17 protein-coding genes are annotated in these 16,465 nt (G+C 65.0%); 13 read left to right on the plus strand and 4 right to left on the minus strand.

Annotated features, from left to right (window positions below; all coding sequences use genetic code 11):
* Window positions 1-195 precede the first annotated feature (195 nt).
* Window positions 196-807, plus strand: a complete 612-nt coding sequence (locus ACE3P0_RS11255; RefSeq protein ID WP_374402711.1) for a Crp/Fnr family transcriptional regulator — start codon at window positions 196-198, stop codon at window positions 805-807.
* A 30-nt stretch (window positions 808-837) separates the two neighbouring features.
* Here ACE3P0_RS11255 and ACE3P0_RS11260 read toward each other — a convergent pair whose 3' ends face one another.
* Window positions 838-1,548, minus strand: coding sequence for an ABC transporter ATP-binding protein (locus ACE3P0_RS11260; protein WP_374402712.1), 711 nt, complete (start codon window positions 1,546-1,548; stop codon window positions 838-840).
* On the opposite strand from ACE3P0_RS11260, the gene ACE3P0_RS11265 reads away from it, so the two are divergent.
* The gene (locus ACE3P0_RS11265) at window positions 1,535-2,140 is read left to right on the plus strand and encodes an arylesterase (protein ID WP_374402713.1); all 606 of its coding nucleotides are present in this window, start codon (window positions 1,535-1,537) and stop codon (window positions 2,138-2,140) included. The genes ACE3P0_RS11260 and ACE3P0_RS11265 overlap by 14 nt on opposite strands.
* A gap of 15 nt (window positions 2,141-2,155) precedes the next feature.
* Here ACE3P0_RS11265 and selD read toward each other — a convergent pair whose 3' ends face one another.
* Window positions 2,156-3,193: a selenide, water dikinase SelD gene (gene selD / locus ACE3P0_RS11270; protein ID WP_374402714.1), complete on the minus strand. Its 1,038-nt coding sequence runs from the start codon at window positions 3,191-3,193 to the stop codon at window positions 2,156-2,158.
* Between the two features lie 67 nt (window positions 3,194-3,260).
* Between selD and mnmH the strand changes: the two genes are divergently transcribed.
* Window positions 3,261-4,316, plus strand: coding sequence for a tRNA 2-selenouridine(34) synthase MnmH (gene mnmH, locus ACE3P0_RS11275; RefSeq protein WP_374402715.1), 1,056 nt, complete (start codon window positions 3,261-3,263; stop codon window positions 4,314-4,316).
* On the opposite strand, the gene ACE3P0_RS11280 is transcribed toward mnmH, so the two are convergent.
* Both ACE3P0_RS11280 and ACE3P0_RS11285 read right to left on the minus strand, forming a co-directional pair.
* Window positions 4,309-4,545 (minus strand): RNA recognition motif domain-containing protein, encoded by a 237-nt coding sequence (locus tag ACE3P0_RS11280; protein WP_374402716.1) that lies wholly within the window; start codon window positions 4,543-4,545, stop codon window positions 4,309-4,311. The genes mnmH and ACE3P0_RS11280 overlap by 8 nt on opposite strands.
* 33 nt (window positions 4,546-4,578) lie before the next feature.
* Complete coding sequence (locus tag ACE3P0_RS11285; RefSeq protein ID WP_374402717.1) at window positions 4,579-5,145, minus strand: class I SAM-dependent methyltransferase; 567 nt, start codon at window positions 5,143-5,145, stop codon at window positions 4,579-4,581.
* A 177-nt stretch (window positions 5,146-5,322) separates the two neighbouring features.
* Here ACE3P0_RS11285 and ACE3P0_RS11290 point away from each other — a divergent pair, with 177 nt between their 5' ends.
* From ACE3P0_RS11290 to ACE3P0_RS11335, 10 genes are all read left to right on the plus strand, one after another.
* Window positions 5,323-8,028, plus strand: coding sequence for a GNAT family N-acetyltransferase (locus tag ACE3P0_RS11290; RefSeq protein WP_374402804.1), 2,706 nt, complete (start codon window positions 5,323-5,325; stop codon window positions 8,026-8,028).
* Window positions 8,025-8,336, plus strand: coding sequence for a putative quinol monooxygenase (locus ACE3P0_RS11295; protein ID WP_374402718.1), 312 nt, complete (start codon window positions 8,025-8,027; stop codon window positions 8,334-8,336). The genes ACE3P0_RS11290 and ACE3P0_RS11295 overlap by 4 nt, the downstream gene beginning before the upstream one ends.
* A 4-nt stretch (window positions 8,337-8,340) precedes the next feature.
* Window positions 8,341-8,922, plus strand: coding sequence for a DNA-3-methyladenine glycosylase I (locus ACE3P0_RS11300; protein WP_374402719.1), 582 nt, complete (start codon window positions 8,341-8,343; stop codon window positions 8,920-8,922).
* A gap of 13 nt (window positions 8,923-8,935) precedes the next feature.
* On the plus strand, window positions 8,936-9,781 hold the full coding sequence (locus ACE3P0_RS11305; protein WP_374402720.1) for a D-hexose-6-phosphate mutarotase: 846 nt from the start codon (window positions 8,936-8,938) through the stop codon (window positions 9,779-9,781).
* A 64-nt stretch (window positions 9,782-9,845) separates the two neighbouring features.
* Window positions 9,846-10,646, plus strand: coding sequence for a phosphatase PAP2 family protein (locus ACE3P0_RS11310; RefSeq protein ID WP_374402721.1), 801 nt, complete (start codon window positions 9,846-9,848; stop codon window positions 10,644-10,646).
* Complete coding sequence (locus tag ACE3P0_RS11315) at window positions 10,643-11,560, plus strand: lysylphosphatidylglycerol synthase transmembrane domain-containing protein (RefSeq protein ID WP_374402722.1); 918 nt, start codon at window positions 10,643-10,645, stop codon at window positions 11,558-11,560. Before ACE3P0_RS11310 ends, ACE3P0_RS11315 begins: the two co-directional genes overlap by 4 nt.
* Window positions 11,557-12,609, plus strand: a complete 1,053-nt coding sequence (locus tag ACE3P0_RS11320) for a glycosyltransferase family 2 protein (RefSeq protein ID WP_172199310.1) — start codon at window positions 11,557-11,559, stop codon at window positions 12,607-12,609. Before ACE3P0_RS11315 ends, ACE3P0_RS11320 begins: the two co-directional genes overlap by 4 nt.
* Window positions 12,606-14,153: an ArnT family glycosyltransferase gene (locus ACE3P0_RS11325; protein WP_374402723.1), complete on the plus strand. Its 1,548-nt coding sequence runs from the start codon at window positions 12,606-12,608 to the stop codon at window positions 14,151-14,153. Before ACE3P0_RS11320 ends, ACE3P0_RS11325 begins: the two co-directional genes overlap by 4 nt.
* Window positions 14,150-15,631 carry a glycosyltransferase family 39 protein gene (locus ACE3P0_RS11330; RefSeq protein WP_374402724.1) on the plus strand — a complete coding sequence of 494 codons (1,482 nt, stop codon included), beginning with the start codon at window positions 14,150-14,152 and terminating at the stop codon, window positions 15,629-15,631. Before ACE3P0_RS11325 ends, ACE3P0_RS11330 begins: the two co-directional genes overlap by 4 nt.
* Complete coding sequence (locus ACE3P0_RS11335) at window positions 15,631-16,332, plus strand: phosphatase PAP2 family protein (RefSeq protein ID WP_374402725.1); 702 nt, start codon at window positions 15,631-15,633, stop codon at window positions 16,330-16,332. The genes ACE3P0_RS11330 and ACE3P0_RS11335 overlap by 1 nt, the downstream gene beginning before the upstream one ends.
* Window positions 16,333-16,465: the final 133 nt, after the last annotated feature.

Raw genomic sequence — 16,465 nt, forward strand, 5'->3', positions numbered from 1 at the left:
ATTGAACTAGCCCGATTTTTGCTTAGGGGGAGATACACCCGACCATTGAGGTGTGTCGTGTCGTGCGCGCCGTAGGCTTCGCGCCGACACGGGACTCGCCCGCCGATCGTCGTCGCAACAAAAACCGGATTCTCTCGAATCCACCAACGATGCTCGCGCCAGCCGAGCGCACCGTGCAGCAGTGGAGTAAGAGGCATGCCTCTCCAGATCGTGCAGGCCAAGCTCAGCCGCCCATGCGGTATTCGCCGCATTGCGCGCGGACAGTGCATCTATTTCGAAGGCGACAAGGGCCTTCCGTGGCATCTGATCTCCGGCATCGTGCGGCTTGACCGCAGCGAGCAAGGTGATATCCAGTTCGCGAGCCTCGCGCTGGCCGGTGATGTAATCGGCAGCGAAACACTGCTCGATGCGGACTACGCATTTCAGGCAACAGCGCTGACTGAGTGCGCAATCGAGCCCTGGAGCCTGCCACTGGCCGATGCGGGCCGCCGTGCAGTCATTCGGTCCCTGGTTGCCGCCGAACAGCGTGCGGCGGATCTGATTGCAATCCGCACGGGCCAACCGCTGGAACGGGTACGACGCCTGATGCTACTGCTTGCAGGGGGCAGCAACGCCGGCCTGATGCCGACGAAGCTGATGCTGCCAAAACTGTGCGACATGGCCGACATCACCGGACTTGCCGCCGAAACGGTCTGCCGCTCGATCAGCGAGTTACGCCGTCAAGGGGTGCTGACGCGGGAGGGGCAGCGCAGCGCACTCGTCTCGATGGTCGACCTGTCCGAACTGGAATGTCCGACCGAACAATAGGCGCAGTGGCCCTAAGCAGGATTAGCCGGATCAGTTAGCCGCTACGGTATCGCTCAGCAACTGCCCTGCCGCAAGGCGGATTACCCGGGAACAACGCGCTGCAAGGCGCTCATCGTGCGTCACCAGCACGAGCGTCGTGCCCGTCTCGCGATTCATGTCGAACATCAGGTCGGCGATCTGCTGGCCGGTTGCGGCATCGAGATTCCCGGTCGGCTCGTCCGCCAACAGCACGGCCGGCTGCACCGCGAACGCGCGCGCAAGCGCAACGCGCTGCTGCTCGCCGCCCGACAGATGTTTCGGGTAGTGGCCAACGCGATGCGAGAGCCCGACGCGCTCAAGCCAACGGGTCGCCAGCGCCGCAGCATCGCGCCGACCGGCAAGCTCAAGCGGCATCATCACGTTTTCCAGCGCGGTCAGCGCGGGCAACAACTGGAAGGACTGGAACACAAAACCGAGCGCCTCGCCGCGCAGGCGGGCACGGTCATCTTCGTTCAACTCGAATAGATTGGTGCCGCGCAGGCTGACATACCCTGACGTCGGCATATCAAGCCCCGCGAGCAGCCCCAGCAGCGTGCTCTTGCCGGAACCCGACTCACCGACGACAGCCACCGTCTCGCCCGCGCCCACCGCAAAGCTGATCTGCTGCAGAATCGTGAGCTCACCGTCGACACCGTCGACGCGCTTGAGCAGATCAACTGCTTCCAACACCAACGAGGTATTCGGGTTCATGTTGCGTTCCATTATTGCGCTTGTCTTTCTGTGCTCCGGAGTGTGCCACGCGGCCACGATTCTGGTATTCGGCGACAGCCTTTCGGCCGGCTTTGGTCTACGCACGCAAGACGAGGCATGGGCAAGCCTGCTGCAAAAGCGGCTCAGCACGGCGGGTTACCGCTATACCGTCGTCAACGCCAGCGTGAGCGGCGAGACCTCTGCCGGCGGCCGCACGCGTTTGCCGGCGGCACTGAGCCAGCACAAACCCGCAATCGTGATTCTCGAACTCGGCGCGAACGACGGCCTGCGCGGCCTGCCGCTCAAGCCGATGCAGGAGAACCTCGGCGAAATGGTGCGTATGGCAAAAAAGGCCGGCGCAAAAGTCGTCGTGGTCGGCATGCGCTTACCGCCGAACTACGGCCCCGACTACACCGAAAAGTTCCGCACCAGTTTCGCGGATATCGCAAAGGCAGAGGGCACCGCCCTTGTACCCTTCCTGCTGGAAGGCTTCGCGCAGACGAACGAATACTTCCAGGCAGACGGCCTGCACCCCACGGCCGCTGCGCAGCCGAGGGTGCTCGACAACATCTGGCCAGCGCTCAAGCCGCTGCTCAAGCGCTGAGCCGGTCACCACAGATCAGGCGATCCTGACCAGAGCAGGCCCTTCGACCAGCTGGCCGATCACGGAGGCCTCGCCAAAACCATCGGCGCGGAACGCAGCGAGCACCGCTTCTGCGCCCTCAGGCGCGCAGCTCACCAGCAAGCCGCCGGATGTCTGCGGATCGGTCACCAGCGTGCGCTGCCAGGGCTCGAAACCATCCGGCGTCAGCACCTCGGCGCCATAGCCGTTCCAGTTGCGGCCCGTCGCGCCGGTTGCCATGCCCTCCTTGGCGAAGGCGACCGCTTGCGCGATCAAAGGTAACGCGTCGAACGCCACCATCGCGGCAAGCTTGGAGCCACGAGCGATCTCAAGCAGATGACCCGCAAGGCCGAAGCCGGTGACATCGGTGAGCGCATGCACGAAATCCATCTTCGCGAGCTGCACACCAACGCGATTGAGTTGCGTCGTGTGGCGGATCATTTCGGCGTACCCCGCTTCATCGAGGCGCCCTTTCTTCAGCGCCGCGCTCAGAACCCCAACGCCGAGCGGCTTGCCGAGGATCAGCACGTCACCCGCACGCGCGTCGGCGTTGCGTTTGACCTGATCCGGATGCACCAAGCCCAAGGCGACGAGGCCGTAGATCGGCTCCGGGATGTCGATCGAATGTCCGCCCGCGATCGGAATACCCGCTTCGCGACACACCGCGGCACCACCTGCCAGTATCCGGCCGACGACCTCCAACGGCAGTTTGTCCAGCGGCATACCGACGAGTGACAAAGCCATGATCGGCTGGCCGCCCATTGCGTAGACATCCGAAATCGCGTTGGTTGCTGCGATGCGGCCGAAGTCGTACGGATCATCCACGATCGGCGTGAAGAAATCGGTCGTCGCAACCAGCGCCTGCTGATCATTGAGGCGATAGACGGCAGCGTCGTCGGAGGTTTCGTTTCCGACCATCAAGGCCGGCGGCACGATACCGGCCGGTGCGCTGGCAAGCAGGCGCGACAGCACGGCGGGCGCGATTTTGCAGCCGCAGCCGCCGCCGTGGGAAAATTGCGTGAGTTTGATATCCATATCCGGACCCTGGCGGAGAAGCCCCGGATTTTACCTGCGCGCCGCTCACCTGCTTTCCGGAGTTTTCATGCAGACACCCCGCGGCATTGCCCGCATCACCGATCTCGCTGACTTCGACGCGATCATCGACGTTCGCTCACCCGCCGAGTTCGCCGACGACCACATTCCCGGCGCGATCAACTGCCCGGTACTGGACAACGAACAACGCGTCCAGATCGGCACGATCTACAAGCAGGTTTCCGCGTTCGAGGCACGCAAGCTCGGTGCCGCCATGGTGGCGGAGAACATTGCGCGGCATCTGTACAAGCATTTCCAGGACAAACCCAAAGATTGGCGCCCGCTGCTCTACTGCTGGCGCGGCGGCCAACGCAGCGGCAGTTTCACGACCTGGATGCGGATGATCGGATGGGATGCCTGCCAGCTCGAAGGTGGCTACAAGGTATTTCGTCGCCACGTAATCGACCGCATCGCCGAACTGCCAGCGCAACTCCGCTTTGTCGTGGTGTGCGGCGCGACCGGCAGCGGCAAGACGCGACTACTCGACGCGCTGACCGCGCAAGGGGCGCAGGTACTGGATCTGGAAGGCCTTGCGCGCCACAGGGGCTCGGTGCTTGGCCGTCTTCCGGGTATCGACCAGCCAAGCCAGAAGGCCTTTGAGACCGAGCTCTGCGCCCAACTGTCCCGCATCTCGACCGAGCGACCGGTGTTCGTTGAAGCAGAAAGCCGAAAGATCGGCGTGCTCCAGGTGCCGGAGCCACTGATCGAGCAGATGCGCGCAAGCGAGTGCGTAGCGGTCGAAGCCAGTCGCGATGCGAGGATCGATTTCCTGCTTGGCGACTACGCTTACCTGGGTGACGACGTGCAGGACCTGCAGGAGCGCATCGAATGCCTGCGGAGCTTTCACAGCAACGCCACGCTGGACGAATGGAAACAGCTTGCTGCCGCTGGCAACCTGCCGGCGCTGTTCTCGGCCTTCATCGACGAACATTACGACCCGCTCTACAAACGCTCGCAGAACAAGAACTACGCTCGCTTTGCAGATGCGCGCCCCATCGTCTTGAACGACCTGGCGCCAGGCAGCCTCGCCGAGGCCGCTGGCGACCTGATCCGGACGATCACATGATCTGAACGCTGATCGTCCGCTCTTTCCAGAACATGCCATGCAGCCGCTTCTGGAATTCCTGCAACACGGTGTTGTTCACATCAGGGAAGATCAGCTGCGCGGCCGGGCGCGTGCCGTCGCCCGGCTCACGACGAATTTCCGGCACTTCGATGCCACAGTATTTCCGCACCAGCTCGCGGATGTCGTCGTCAGTGGCTTCGGGGTTTATGTTCGCAATCCATAAGCTCATCGCATCGCTCCGTGGTTGAAATGCATCGCTTGCTCAAAGCATAGCCTCATCAATCGGGCGGCGCGCACAGATCCGCTGCACGCAGGCCATGCGCGGCGCACGCTGTTCACCTTGCTCAAACGCGAGCACTTCCAGCCCGTATGCTTGCGCCCACTGCTTCAGCTCGTCCGGCGCGAGCAGAAAATCCGGATTGCTGGGCCGGCCGAAACGCTCGTTGCCCTGCATGAAAGTCTCGTAAATGACGACGCCACCGGCACGCAACAGGCTCGCCAGTTGCGGCAGATTGGGGCGATGGAGGTAGTTCGTGACGACGACACCATCGAACACTTGCCCCGCAAGCGGCCATTGCGCGGCCTCCAGGTCGCAGCACGCGGTCGTCACGCCTGCGACATTGCTCAGCTCACCGAGCGCCGCGGCATCGCGATCCGACGCGAGCACGCGCCAGCCCTGCGCAGCCAGCCACCGCGCATGACGGCCGCGACCACAGGCGAGATCGAGCACGTGCCCGCGTGGAAGATGACGCGATTGAGCGATCACCCACGGCGACGGTTCACCCGCATGCAGCGCGCCACCACCGGGCCCTGAATCCTTGTTTGACATTGTTGTGACCGTTTTTCCTTCAACAGAACGCGCGCCGGGCTTCGCAAGCGCGGGCCAACCGAAGACAATAGGCTTGCGTGGCCGACCCGGCACGCAAGTTCGGCCGGATGACCCATCGCAAGTGTGCTGTCAGCCGCGCCGCCTACGATGCCGCCAACTATCGGATCGGGTGTCACCATGGACGAGCAGCATTACCTCACCCCACTCTTTGCGCCGCAGGTGGTCGCAATCATCGGTGCCACGCCACGCGAGGGCGCACTCGGCCAGGTGCTCGTCAAGAACATGCAGGAGAGCGGCTTCAAGGGCAAGCTCTATGCGGTGAATCCGAAGTATCAGGATGTACTCGGTGCGCCCTGCGTGCATAGCATTGGGGACGTGCCGCAGCGGGTGGACCTCGCGGTGATCGCCACCCCGGCCCCAACCGTGCCCGACGTGGTGGCCGCCTGCGGCCGCGCACGCGTGCGCACCGCGGTGATCCTGTCGGCCGGTTTCTCGGAAAGTGGTGCGGATGGCGCCGCGATGGAGCGCGACATCGTGCGCCTGGCCGAAAAGCACGGCGTACGTATCCTCGGCCCCAACAGCCTCGGCATCGCACGCGCGATCGCGGGCCTCAACGCCACCTTCGCTCACGCAGCGCCGAAGGCCGGCAGCATCGGCTTCGTGTCGCAGTCGGGCGCGCTGTGCGCGGCCATTCTCGACTGGGCCAAGACGACCGGCGTCGGTTTTTCAAACGTCGTGTCACTGGGCGGCTCCTGCGATCTGGATTTCGGCGAGATTCTCGATTACCTGATCTGGGATTTCCGCACCGAGAGCATCCTGCTGTACATCGAAGGCATCCGCGACGCGCGGCGCTTCATGAGTTCGCTGCGGACCGCTGCGCGCGCCAAGCCAATCATGGTGATCAAGGTCGGCCGCCATCCGTCCGGTTCGCGCGCGGCGCACTCACACACCGGCGCGATCGTCGGCGAGGACATCGTTTTCGACGCGGCGCTGCGCCGCGCTGGCGTGATCCGGCTGAAATATCTGACGCAGATGTTCGCCGCCACGCAGGCGCTGTTCACCCGTTTCCGCCCGCGCGGCAACCGGCTCGCGATCATCACCAACGGTGGCGGCCCCGGCGTAATGGCGGCGGACCGCGCCGGCGACCTCGGCATTCCGCTTGCCGAGCTTTCACCGCAGACAGTCGCCACCCTTAATCGCGACCTGCCGCGTGCCTGGTCGCACGACAACCCGATCGACATGGTCGGCGATGCTGACCCCGACCGCTACGCCCGCACGCTGGAAACCGTGCTGGCCGACCCCGGCGTCGATGGCGTGCTCGCAATCCTAACGCCGCAGGCAATGACGCAGCCGATCGAGGTTGCACAACGCGTGGTCGAGATCGACAAGAAGGCCGAGAAACCCGTCCTTTGCTGCTGGATGGGCGAATCCCAGGTCGCGGCGGCGCGCGAGCTGTTCGTCGCCGCAGGTATCCCAAGCTTCCGCACACCCGAGCCGGCGATCGACCTGTTCTCGCAAATCTCGGCTTACTACCAGAACCAGAAGCTGCTGACCCAGGTGCCGGCACCGCTGTCCGACCTTGAGCCACCAGACGTCGCGGGGGCACGTGAGCTGATCGAAGCCGCCATTGAGAGCGGGCGCACCACGCTGACCCGCAGCGAAGCGCGACAAGTGCTCGCGGCCTTCCGCATTCCGGTGCGCCGTACGCTGGTGGCAAAGACTGCGGCACAGGCGGTCACGATGGCCTACGACATCGGTTTTCCGGTCACCATGCGTCCCAACGCGATGCTGCAGCAACGCATCAGTTCCGGGCCGAAACGTTATCCGGCCAGCGCAGTGGCGACGCACCTGGCGTTTGAAGAACTGATGGATGACCTGCGCAACCGCGACGACGAGAGCACCTCGCACGGCATCACGATCGAGCCACGCGTTGATGTCGCCAGCGCGCGTGGGCTGCTGCTCGGCGTTTCGCGCGATCCGGTGTTCGGGCCGGTGATCTCGTTCGGCGAACACGGCGTGGATGCCGAGAGTCTGGAAGGACGTACCGTCGCGCTGCCACCGCTGAACGATTTCCTCGCCAAGGATCTGGTGCGCTCACACCGCATCGCGGCCAAGCTGGGCGACTGGCGAGGCCAGCCCGCGATTGCGATGGAGCGGCTCGAATTCGTGCTGCTGCGTCTTTCCGAAATGGTCTGCGAACTGCCGTGGGTGCGCTCGGTGGACATCCAGCCCCTGGTGGCGGACGAGCAGGATGTCGTTGCCGTCGATGCCCGCATCGTGGTCGGCCGTGTGCCGAAGAAGGCTGGCCGCTACGACCACATGGCGATCCACCCCTACCCCGGCAACCTGGTGCAGCAAGTCACGCTGCGCGACGGCACACCGGTCGTGGTGCGGCCCATCATGCCGGAGGATGCGGTCCTCGAGCAGGCCTTCGTACGGCGCCTGTCGCCCGAGACGAAGTACTACCGCTTCATGAGCGCATTGTCGGAACTGCCGCCACAGATGCTCGCGAAGCTCACGCAGATCGACTACGACCGCGAGATGGCCTTCGTGGCCACCACCGAGCGTGACGGCGCCGAGTACGAGCTGGGCGTATGCCGTTACGCCGCGAACCCCGACGGCAAGAGCTGCGAATTCGCGATCGTGGTGTCGGAAGATGCCAAGGGCAGCGGCCTCGCACAACGCCTGATGGACATCCTGATCCTCAGTGCGAAAGAGCGTGGCCTGCTCGAAATGAAGGGCATCTTCCTCACCGACAACGACCGCATGCTGCGCTTCGTCCGCAAAATCGGCTTCAAGCTCACCAACGATCCGGAGGACACCTCGATTAAACTCGGCAGCCTCGATATTCAGGCCTACCAATCGCCCGGAGCCCCAGCATGAGCAAGCCCCGCATCCACGTCATCACCATGGCGGAGATCGTGCCCCAGCACGAATCCGAGGTCATCGAGGTGTTGCGCACTGCGGCTGTACTGACCCGGCAGGAAGATGGCTGCCTGCGCTACGACCTGTACCGCGACACCACCAACCCGATGCGCATCAACACCATTGAAGTGTGGTCCGACGAGGCCGCGCTCAATCGCCACATGAACGCGCCGCATGTGAAGCAGGCCATCATGAGCCTGATCGGCAAGCTCGCAGGCATTCCGCAGTTCCGCGTGCTGCAGGCGATCGACGAGTTTGAGGCCTGACGCCGTGTGCGAGGCCCCCGGCCGCTGCACCTGGGTCTCTGCCGACGCGCTCTACCTTGCGTACCACGACACCGAATGGGGTGTCCCGCTCGCAGATGCCAACGCACTGTTCGAATGCCTCACGCTTGAAGGCGCTCAGGCGGGGCTTTCGTGGCTGACGATCCTGCGCAAGCGCGAAGGTTATCGGCGCGCGTTCGCCGGCTTCGACCCTGCGAAGATCGCGGCCTTCGGCGACGAGGATGTCACCCGCCTGCTCGCCGATCCCGGCATCGTGCGCCATCGCGGCAAGATCGAAGCCACCATTGGCAACGCGCGAGCCTGGATCGCGTTGCAGAGTTCCGGCGTCGATCCGGTCAAATGGCTGTGGTCTTTTGTCGATGGACGCCCGCAGGCCGGCTCATCGCAGCAAGCGAGCAGCACCACTTCGGACCAGATGAGCCGCGCGCTGCGCAAGGCCGGATTCCGTTTCGTCGGCAGCACGACCTGCTACGCATTCATGCAAGCCGTGGGTATGGTGAATGATCACGCCGAGGGTTGTTTCCGCCGTAGCGAGGTCGCACAATCCGCCGCCTGCTTCAGTCTTTAAGGATGTCCCCCCAATGAACGACGCCGTCCAGCACATCGAATTCAACGGCCTGCCCGCCATCCGACTCACCGCCCCCGACGGCGCGCAGGTCACGATCATGCAGCACGGCGCACAAGTCATCAGCTGGATTCCCGCGCGCGGCGAAGAGCGCCTGTTCCTCAGCGAGAAGGCCCGCTTCGAAGCAGGCGTGCCGATCCGCGGCGGCATTCCGGTCTGCTTCCCGCAGTTCGGATCGCGCGGCCCCTTGCCGAAGCACGGTTTCGTGCGCACGGTGAGCTGGGATATCGACAGCACGCGCGTCGAGAAGGACTTCGCCACCGCGACGCTTTCGATCAGCGACGACGACATCTCGCGCAGCATCTGGCCGCACGCCTTCCGCGCCGAACTCACGGTACTCGTCACCGGCCAGCGACTGGACGTGGAACTGGGCGTACACAACCCCGGCACCGAGCCCATGCACTTCACCTGCGCCTTGCACAGCTACCTCGCGACCAAAGAGGTTGAGGAAAGCAAAGTGGAAGGGCTGCGCGGCTTGCGTTACCTCGATGCGACGCGCGGCACCGAGCACAAGGAAACCGGCACCGAACTGATGATCGAAGCCGAAACCGACCGGATCTACTTCGATGCAACCAAGCCGCTGCTGTTGAGCGAACGCCGCCGTGCGCTTGGCATCTCGGCCGAAAACCTGCCCGACGCCGTGATCTGGAACCCGTGGGAGCATCTGTCTGCGGCGCTGCCCGACATGACGCCACTGGGCTTTCGCCGCATGCTGTGCATCGAGCACGGCGCGATTGGCAAACCGGTCGAACTGGCGCCCGGTGCTGAATGGTGGGGCCGCCAGAGTATCGTCGCCCTCTGACCGACAAACCAGGCCCTTCGGGCGCCGATGTTAGAATTAGCGGTTTTTCCGACATTCTGAGTCGATGCCCGAATCCGACGCGCCCGCGGCGCCCGCCCAACTGCTGCGCCCCCTGCTGATCTGGCTACCGCCAGCAGTGCTGCTGGGTGCTGCACTCTGGCTGCTTCACGTGGACGCCAATGTGCCGGTGTTCGTTGCCCTCAATGCCACCGCCCAAAGGCTGCCAGAGCATTTCTGGTCGTGGGCGACGGCGCTGGGCACCGGTGCCTGCGCCTACGCGCTAATCGCCCCGACGCTATCGAAGCAGCCGCGCCTGATGGCCGCCGCACTGCTCACCGGCGCCTTCGGCGGCATCTTCACGCACACGATCAAGCCGCTGCTTAACGCAGCTCGCCCGGCAGCCGTGCTCGCAGCCGATCAGATCCATGTGATCGGTGACACCCTGACGCGCAACTCTTTTCCGTCCGGCCACGCGATGACGGCCTTTGCCTTCGCCGCAACCTTGGTGTTCTTCAGCCAGCGACCGGCACGCCTGGCGCTGGCGCTGCTGCCCGTGGCGATCGTGGTTGCCCTGTCGCGCATCGCGGTTGGCGCACACTGGCCGCTTGATGTACTGGTGGGCGCGGCCGGCGGCTGGTTGTCCGGCGCGGCCGGCGAAGCGGTGTCGCGTCGCTGGTTGATCTGGCAACGCCCCGCCATGCAGGCGCTGATGGCATTTGCACTCGTCGTGATGGGCGCGAGCCTTGCCTTCACCAACCTCGGCTATCCGCAGGCTGATCTGCTGAAGTGGGCGCTTTCTGCACTCGCCTTCGTCAGCGGCATCGTGGCGCTGCGTCAGCAGTGGATGCAGAAGGCTTCCTCATGATCAAACGCGTGATCGCCCTCGTCATCTCGCTCGCGCTGCTCGGCTGGCTGGCGGCCAGCGGCAACTGGCGTGACGTCGGCAGCCGGCTAGCGACGATCCCGCCGACCACGCTCGCGCTGGCCCTCAGCGGTTTCCTGCTGAGCTACCTGCTGCGCGCCGCGCGTATTCGCGACGAGTTCGCCGACGTTGCCAAGGGTCACTTCTGGGCCATGGCGCGTGTCACCACCGCCCACAACGCCGCGATCAACGTGGTGCCTTTCCGCGGTGGCGAAATCGCGCTGCCGGTGCTGCTGCAACGTGAATTCGGGGTACCGATGGGGCGCGCGCTGGTGTCGCTACTATGGCTGCGCATGCAGGACGCCTTCGTCGTGTTGCTCCTGGCCGCGTGGGTCTGGCCTGGCCTCGACGTGGCGCTGCGTGGCGCATGGAGCCTCGCCGTGCTCGTCGCTGCCTGGGGTGTGCCGGCCTGGGCTCGCGCGCATCCGGTCGGCGCTGCGCCTCAGCCCGGCTGGCAAGGCAAGCTGGCAAAGGTGCGCGTCGCACTGGCGCATTCCACGCGCGGCGCAGCGCGCAGTTGGGCGTGGACGCTGTCGAACTGGATCGTGAAGTTGTCCGCGCAAACCTTACTGCTCGGCGCACTGCTGGGCCAGGCAGGCCTGCTTGCCAGCGCTGGCGTACTCGGTGGCGAGTTGGCCGCCATCCTGCCGGTGCAAGGCGTGGCCGGTTTCGGCACTTACGAAGCCGGCGTTGCTGCCGCACTGACGCCGCACGGCATTACACTCGCAAACGGGCTGCAGGCCGCGCTCGCGTTGCACCTCGTCATCATCGCGGCCGCGGTCAGCGCCGGCGCGGCGGCATTCGTCGCGCTCCCGGCAGGGCCCCATTCGGCCAATGCAAACGGAAAATCACAATGAACACTGTCGCCACACCGGCCACAAGCCAGGCTCCCGTATCCATTCCGCCGCACCGTCTGTCGGTCGTGGTGCCGATGTACAACGAAGCCGAAAACGTCGCGCCACTCGCAAAGCGCGTGCATGAAGCGCTGCACGACTACGCGTATCCGTGGGAACTGATTCTCGTCGACGACGGCAGCTCCGACGGCACGCCGGGCGAGCTCGAAGCCGCTGCGCGCCACTACGGCCCGCATGTGCGCGTCGTGTCGCTGATGCGCAACTTCAAGCAGACCGCGGCGATGCAGGCTGGCGTTGACGCTGCGCGCGGCGACGTAATCGTGACGATGGACGGCGACCTCCAGAACGACCCGATCGACATCCCGCGCATGGTCGGCCGCCTGCTGAACGAGAACCTCGACCTCGTCGCAGGCTGGCGCAAGAACCGCAAGGACGGCATGGTGCTGCGCAAGATCCCTTCGCGCATCGCCAACCGCCTGATCGCCCGCATCACCGGCGTCAAGCTCAACGACTACGGCTGCAGCCTCAAAGCCTTCCGCGCCAGCGTGATCAAGAACGTGCGCCTGTACGGCGAAATGCACCGATTCATCCCGGCCTGGCTCGCCACCGTGACGACGCCGCGCCGCATCGCTGAAGAGGTAGTGACGCACCATGCGCGCCAGTTCGGCCAGAGCAAGTACGGCATCTCGCGCACCTTCCGCGTGATCCTGGATCTGATCTCGGTGTTCTTCTTCATGCGCTACCGCGCTCGCCCCGGCCACTTCTTCGGCGGCATCGGCCTCGGCATGGGGGTGATTGGCGGCCTGATCCTCAGCTGGCTCGCAGCCCTCAAACTGTTCACCGGCGCTTCGATCGGCCAGCGCCCCTTGTTGCAGCTGGGTTTCTTCCTGATCATCGCGTCGTTCCAGTTCATCTCGACCGGCGTGCTGGCGGAAACGCTTGCGCGGATCTACTTCGAATCCGGCGCCGCCTCGCAGTATCGGGTGCGCGACCCCGATGAACCCGACGAAGGCGACGCCTGGCACAAACCCGGACAGGCCGAGGCCGAATGAGCGCCACCTTGCCGGCGCCGACTTTACGCGACCGGCTGGTACTGTTCCTTGTACCAGCCGTGCTGTTGTTGTTGAACCTCGGCGGCGCGCCGCTGTTCGATGTGGACGAAGGTGCGTTCTCGGAAGCCACGCGCGAGATGTTCGAGCGCGGGGACTTTCTCTCCACCTGGCTCAATGGCGTTCCGCGCTTCGACAAACCGATCCTGATCTACTGGCTTCAGGCAGTGCCGGTCGGGCTGTTCGGTGTTTCGGAGTGGGCTTTCCGCTTGCCGTCCGCGCTCGCCGCCGCGCTGTGGTGCGCGGTGATCGGCAACTTTGCGTGGCGCCGCTTCGGCCGCGAAGCCGCGCTGTTGGCAGCCCTGGTGGCGGCCACCAGCGTCGGCGTGTTCGTGATCGGCCGCGCCGCGACGGCCGATGCACTGCTGAACCTGCTGCTCGCGCTCGCGCTGACCGATGCCTGGCGGCACCTCGAATCCGGCGCGCGCGCGCCGCTACGGCGGATGTATCTCTGGATTGCGCTCGGTGTGCTGACCAAGGGGCCGATCGCGCTGGCAATTCCTGGCGCCGTCACGCTTGTCTACTGCGTCAGCCGCGGCGAGTTCAAAACCTGGCTGCGCGCGGTCGTCGACCCGGTCGGCTGGGTCATTCTCATCGCCGTGGCTGCACCCTGGTATGCCGCAGCGCTGATGATCCACGGCCAAGCCTTCATCGACGGCTTCATCATGAAGCACAACGTCGGCCGCTTCTCTGGCCCAATGGAAGGCCACGGTGGCAGCCTGTTCTACTACCCGATCATCGTGCCGCTGCTGTTGCTGCCGTGGATTGCACCGTTGCTGCGCGCTGTGAGCGCGTTGCGCAGCGACAGCACTGACCCGCTACGCCGCTTCCTGTGGATCTGGTTCGGTTTCGTGCTGGTGTTCTTCTCGCTGTCCGGCACGAAGTTGCCGCACTACGCGCTGTACGGCTGCTCGCCGCTGTTCCTGCTCGTCGCACTGCATCGCGAACGTTTGAAAACGGTGGCGCTAGGCGTGCTGCCGGCAATCCTCGCCCTAGCCTTCTTCGCTGCGCTGCCGACGCTGGTGCAGCGGCTGCTGGCCGACGGCCGCATCGCCGATCCGTACTACGTTGCGCAACTCGCACGCTCAGGCGAAGCGGCCGGCGCGGGGTACCACTTTGCGACCCTCGGCGCGCTAATTGCCGCGCTGTTGATTGCGATGCTCTGGCGCGCAGCGCCGTGGCGTCGCCTTGCCGCCATCGCTGCGATTCAGGGCGTGTTGCTGGCAACCGTGGTAACGCCTTACGTGGGTGATCTGCTGCAAGGCCCGGTCAAGCGCGCCGCCATCGCCGCACGCGCCATGCCGGAGCCTGGCGTGCAATGGAACTTCTTCCAGCCCAGTTTCGCGGTCTATCGCGAACGTCAGGCGCCGGCTCGTGCACCGCTGCCAGGTGAAATCGCGCTGACGCGGGCCGACCGCATCCCGGCCGACGCAAATATCGACGTGCTTTACAGCGAAGGCGGCGTACGCCTGGTTCGACAACGATGAGCATGACACGCATGTTTTCCGAGGATCGCCCCGCCACGCCGGCGGGCCCGGCGCTGTTGGCGCTAGTGGCCGCGATCGTGGTGCTGACAGTGTGGCGTGTCTGGGTGATCGGCCACACGGGTGCGACGCTGTACGTCGACGAGGCCTACTACTGGGGCTGGTCGCAAGCGCTCGCCTGGGGCTACTTCTCCAAACCGCCGCTGGTCGCTGCGGTCATCAAAGCAACGACAGCGTGGCTGGGTGATGGGCTCGTCGGCGTGAAAGCCGGCTCGCTGTTGCTCTACCCTGCGACCGCCCTGCTCTTGTTCGGACTCGGCCGCCAACTGTACGACACCCGCACGGCGCTGATCGCCGGCCTCGCGTTCCTGACCCTGCCGATCACCACCGCGCTGAGTCTCTTCATCTCCACCGACGCGCTGCTACTGTTCTTCTGGACCGCCTCGCTATGGGCGCTGCATTCCGCGCTGGAACGCGACCGACCGCGCGACTGGGTGTTGCTGGGCCTGACCTGCGGCCTTGGGCTGATGTCGAAGTACACGATGGCGGCCTTCGCGCTGACCGCTGCGCTGCTTCTGCTCACCAGTCCTGAAGGGCGACGCAAACTGGTCAGCCCCGGGCCGTGGATCACGGCGATCGTAGCCCTGGCTGTACTGGCGCCGAACCTATGGTGGAACTGGGCCAACGGTTTCCCGACCTTCCGCCACACCGCCGAAATCACGCAGCAGCACAAGGACGCCAACCTGCTGGAGTTCATCGGTGCGCAGATCGGTTCGATCGGCCCGCTGCTCGCGATCGGCTTCATCGGCGCGATCGTCACGCTGCGCACCACTTGGCGCAACGCGGGCGACCGGTTGCTGTTCGCCGGCTCGGTGCCGCTGTTGCTGCTGGTGATGGCGCAGGCCAGCACCAGCGAGGCCAACGCAAACTGGGCGGGGCCGATCTTCGCCGGTGGCACCTTGCTCGCGGTCTCCTGGCTGTCGCGCAGCGCCGGCCGCCGCAAGCTGCTGGCTGCTGCACTCGGTTTGAATGTGCTGATCGCTGTGGTCGTTTACCAGTGGCCACAAATCCTGTCGGCCGTGCATCGGCCGCTGACTTCGAAGATCGACCCGTTCAAGCGCATGAAGGGCTGGGATGCGCTCGCACGCGGTGTCGCGCCGTGGATCGCTGCCAACCCGGACGCCTATGTCGTCGCCGATGAACGCACGCTTCTGGCCCATGTTGCCTACACGCTGCGCGCGCAATCGCCGCGCATCGCCAGTTGGAACCCAGCGCGCGCGGTGCACGACCAGTACCAACTGACCCACTCGCTGCCGGATACCAAGGGCATCACTATCCTGTTCCTCGCGCAGGGCGACCCTGCTGAAGTCGCCGCGCGCTTCGAGCATGTCGAAAAGGTCGGCATGCTCAAGGTTCAAACACACCCGGACTTCGCGCTGCGGACCGATGTGTGGCTGATGCAAGGCTTCAAGGGATACTGATGCCCGGGCGCATCGAAGCCGGGATTCTTGCGCTGGTCTTCGCGCTGGCGGCGGTGGTTTTCACCCTCTGGCCGCAGCTCGACCTGCAGATCACCGCGCTGTTCTATTCCGCCCAAGAAGGCTTCCCGCTCGATCGTATGCCCATCGTGAAAGCGGTTTATTGGGGCGTATGGGGCGGTTCGCGCCTCGCCGTGATCACGGTGATCCTGTTGTGGCTCGCGAGCTTCCTCCTCCCACGGGGTTGGCTCGCGTCGCGCCGCCGCTGGTTCGGCTTTCTGGCGCTCGCGTTTGCGCTGGGCCCGGGCCTGATCGCCGATGCGGGATTGAAGAATCACTGGGGCCGCGCCCGCCCGCACCAGATCGAAAACTTCGGCGGCGCCCGGCATTTCACGCCGGCCCTGGTACCGGCAGCGGAGTGCGATCGCAATTGCTCCTTCGTCAGCGGCCATGCCACCGGCGCGTTCGCGCTGATGGCCTTCGGTTGGCTGGCTGCACCGCGCCGACGGGCGCAGTGGCTAGGCATTGCCGCGCTTGCCGGCACCGTGGTCGGGTTCGTCCGCGTCATCCAGGGCGGGCACTTCGCGAGCGACGTGGTGTTCGCGTTCTACGCAGTGTGGCTCGGCTGCTGGCTCGCATCCACCCTGCTCGCTCGTCTCGGCTGGCTTCCCTCCGGCGAACAGATCCCCGCATCGCTGCGCTGATCAAGCACCGCAACCGCGGTGCGAGAAATCGCATGTCATAGCCCTCATTTCCCTCAAGGCAGGTGCCCACACTGCCGTTATGGTCATTCTGAGTCCTTCCTTCATGTACGACCGGTGAGGCTTTCAATGATGA

This window comes from Niveibacterium sp., from assembly GCF_041909475.1.
Taxonomy (GTDB): Bacteria; Pseudomonadota; Gammaproteobacteria; order Burkholderiales; family Rhodocyclaceae; genus Niveibacterium.

Coding starts and splice junctions, on each gene's coding strand:
- ACE3P0_RS11255 (WP_374402711.1), top strand. CDS start 196: ATGCCTCTCCAGATCGTGCAGGCCAAGCTCAGCCGCCCATGCGGTATT.
- ACE3P0_RS11265 (WP_374402713.1), top strand. CDS start 1,535: ATGTTGCGTTCCATTATTGCGCTTGTCTTTCTGTGCTCCGGAGTGTGC.
- ACE3P0_RS11260 (WP_374402712.1), bottom strand. CDS start 1,548: ATGGAACGCAACATGAACCCGAATACCTCGTTGGTGTTGGAAGCAGTT.
- selD (WP_374402714.1), bottom strand. CDS start 3,193: ATGGATATCAAACTCACGCAATTTTCCCACGGCGGCGGCTGCGGCTGC.
- mnmH (WP_374402715.1), top strand. CDS start 3,261: ATGCAGACACCCCGCGGCATTGCCCGCATCACCGATCTCGCTGACTTC.
- ACE3P0_RS11280 (WP_374402716.1), bottom strand. CDS start 4,545: ATGAGCTTATGGATTGCGAACATAAACCCCGAAGCCACTGACGACGAC.
- ACE3P0_RS11285 (WP_374402717.1), bottom strand. CDS start 5,145: ATGTCAAACAAGGATTCAGGGCCCGGTGGTGGCGCGCTGCATGCGGGT.
- ACE3P0_RS11290 (WP_374402804.1), top strand. CDS start 5,323: ATGGACGAGCAGCATTACCTCACCCCACTCTTTGCGCCGCAGGTGGTC.
- ACE3P0_RS11295 (WP_374402718.1), top strand. CDS start 8,025: ATGAGCAAGCCCCGCATCCACGTCATCACCATGGCGGAGATCGTGCCC.
- ACE3P0_RS11305 (WP_374402720.1), top strand. CDS start 8,936: ATGAACGACGCCGTCCAGCACATCGAATTCAACGGCCTGCCCGCCATC.
- ACE3P0_RS11310 (WP_374402721.1), top strand. CDS start 9,846: ATGCCCGAATCCGACGCGCCCGCGGCGCCCGCCCAACTGCTGCGCCCC.
- ACE3P0_RS11315 (WP_374402722.1), top strand. CDS start 10,643: ATGATCAAACGCGTGATCGCCCTCGTCATCTCGCTCGCGCTGCTCGGC.
- ACE3P0_RS11320 (WP_172199310.1), top strand. CDS start 11,557: ATGAACACTGTCGCCACACCGGCCACAAGCCAGGCTCCCGTATCCATT.
- ACE3P0_RS11325 (WP_374402723.1), top strand. CDS start 12,606: ATGAGCGCCACCTTGCCGGCGCCGACTTTACGCGACCGGCTGGTACTG.
- ACE3P0_RS11330 (WP_374402724.1), top strand. CDS start 14,150: ATGAGCATGACACGCATGTTTTCCGAGGATCGCCCCGCCACGCCGGCG.
- ACE3P0_RS11335 (WP_374402725.1), top strand. CDS start 15,631: ATGCCCGGGCGCATCGAAGCCGGGATTCTTGCGCTGGTCTTCGCGCTG.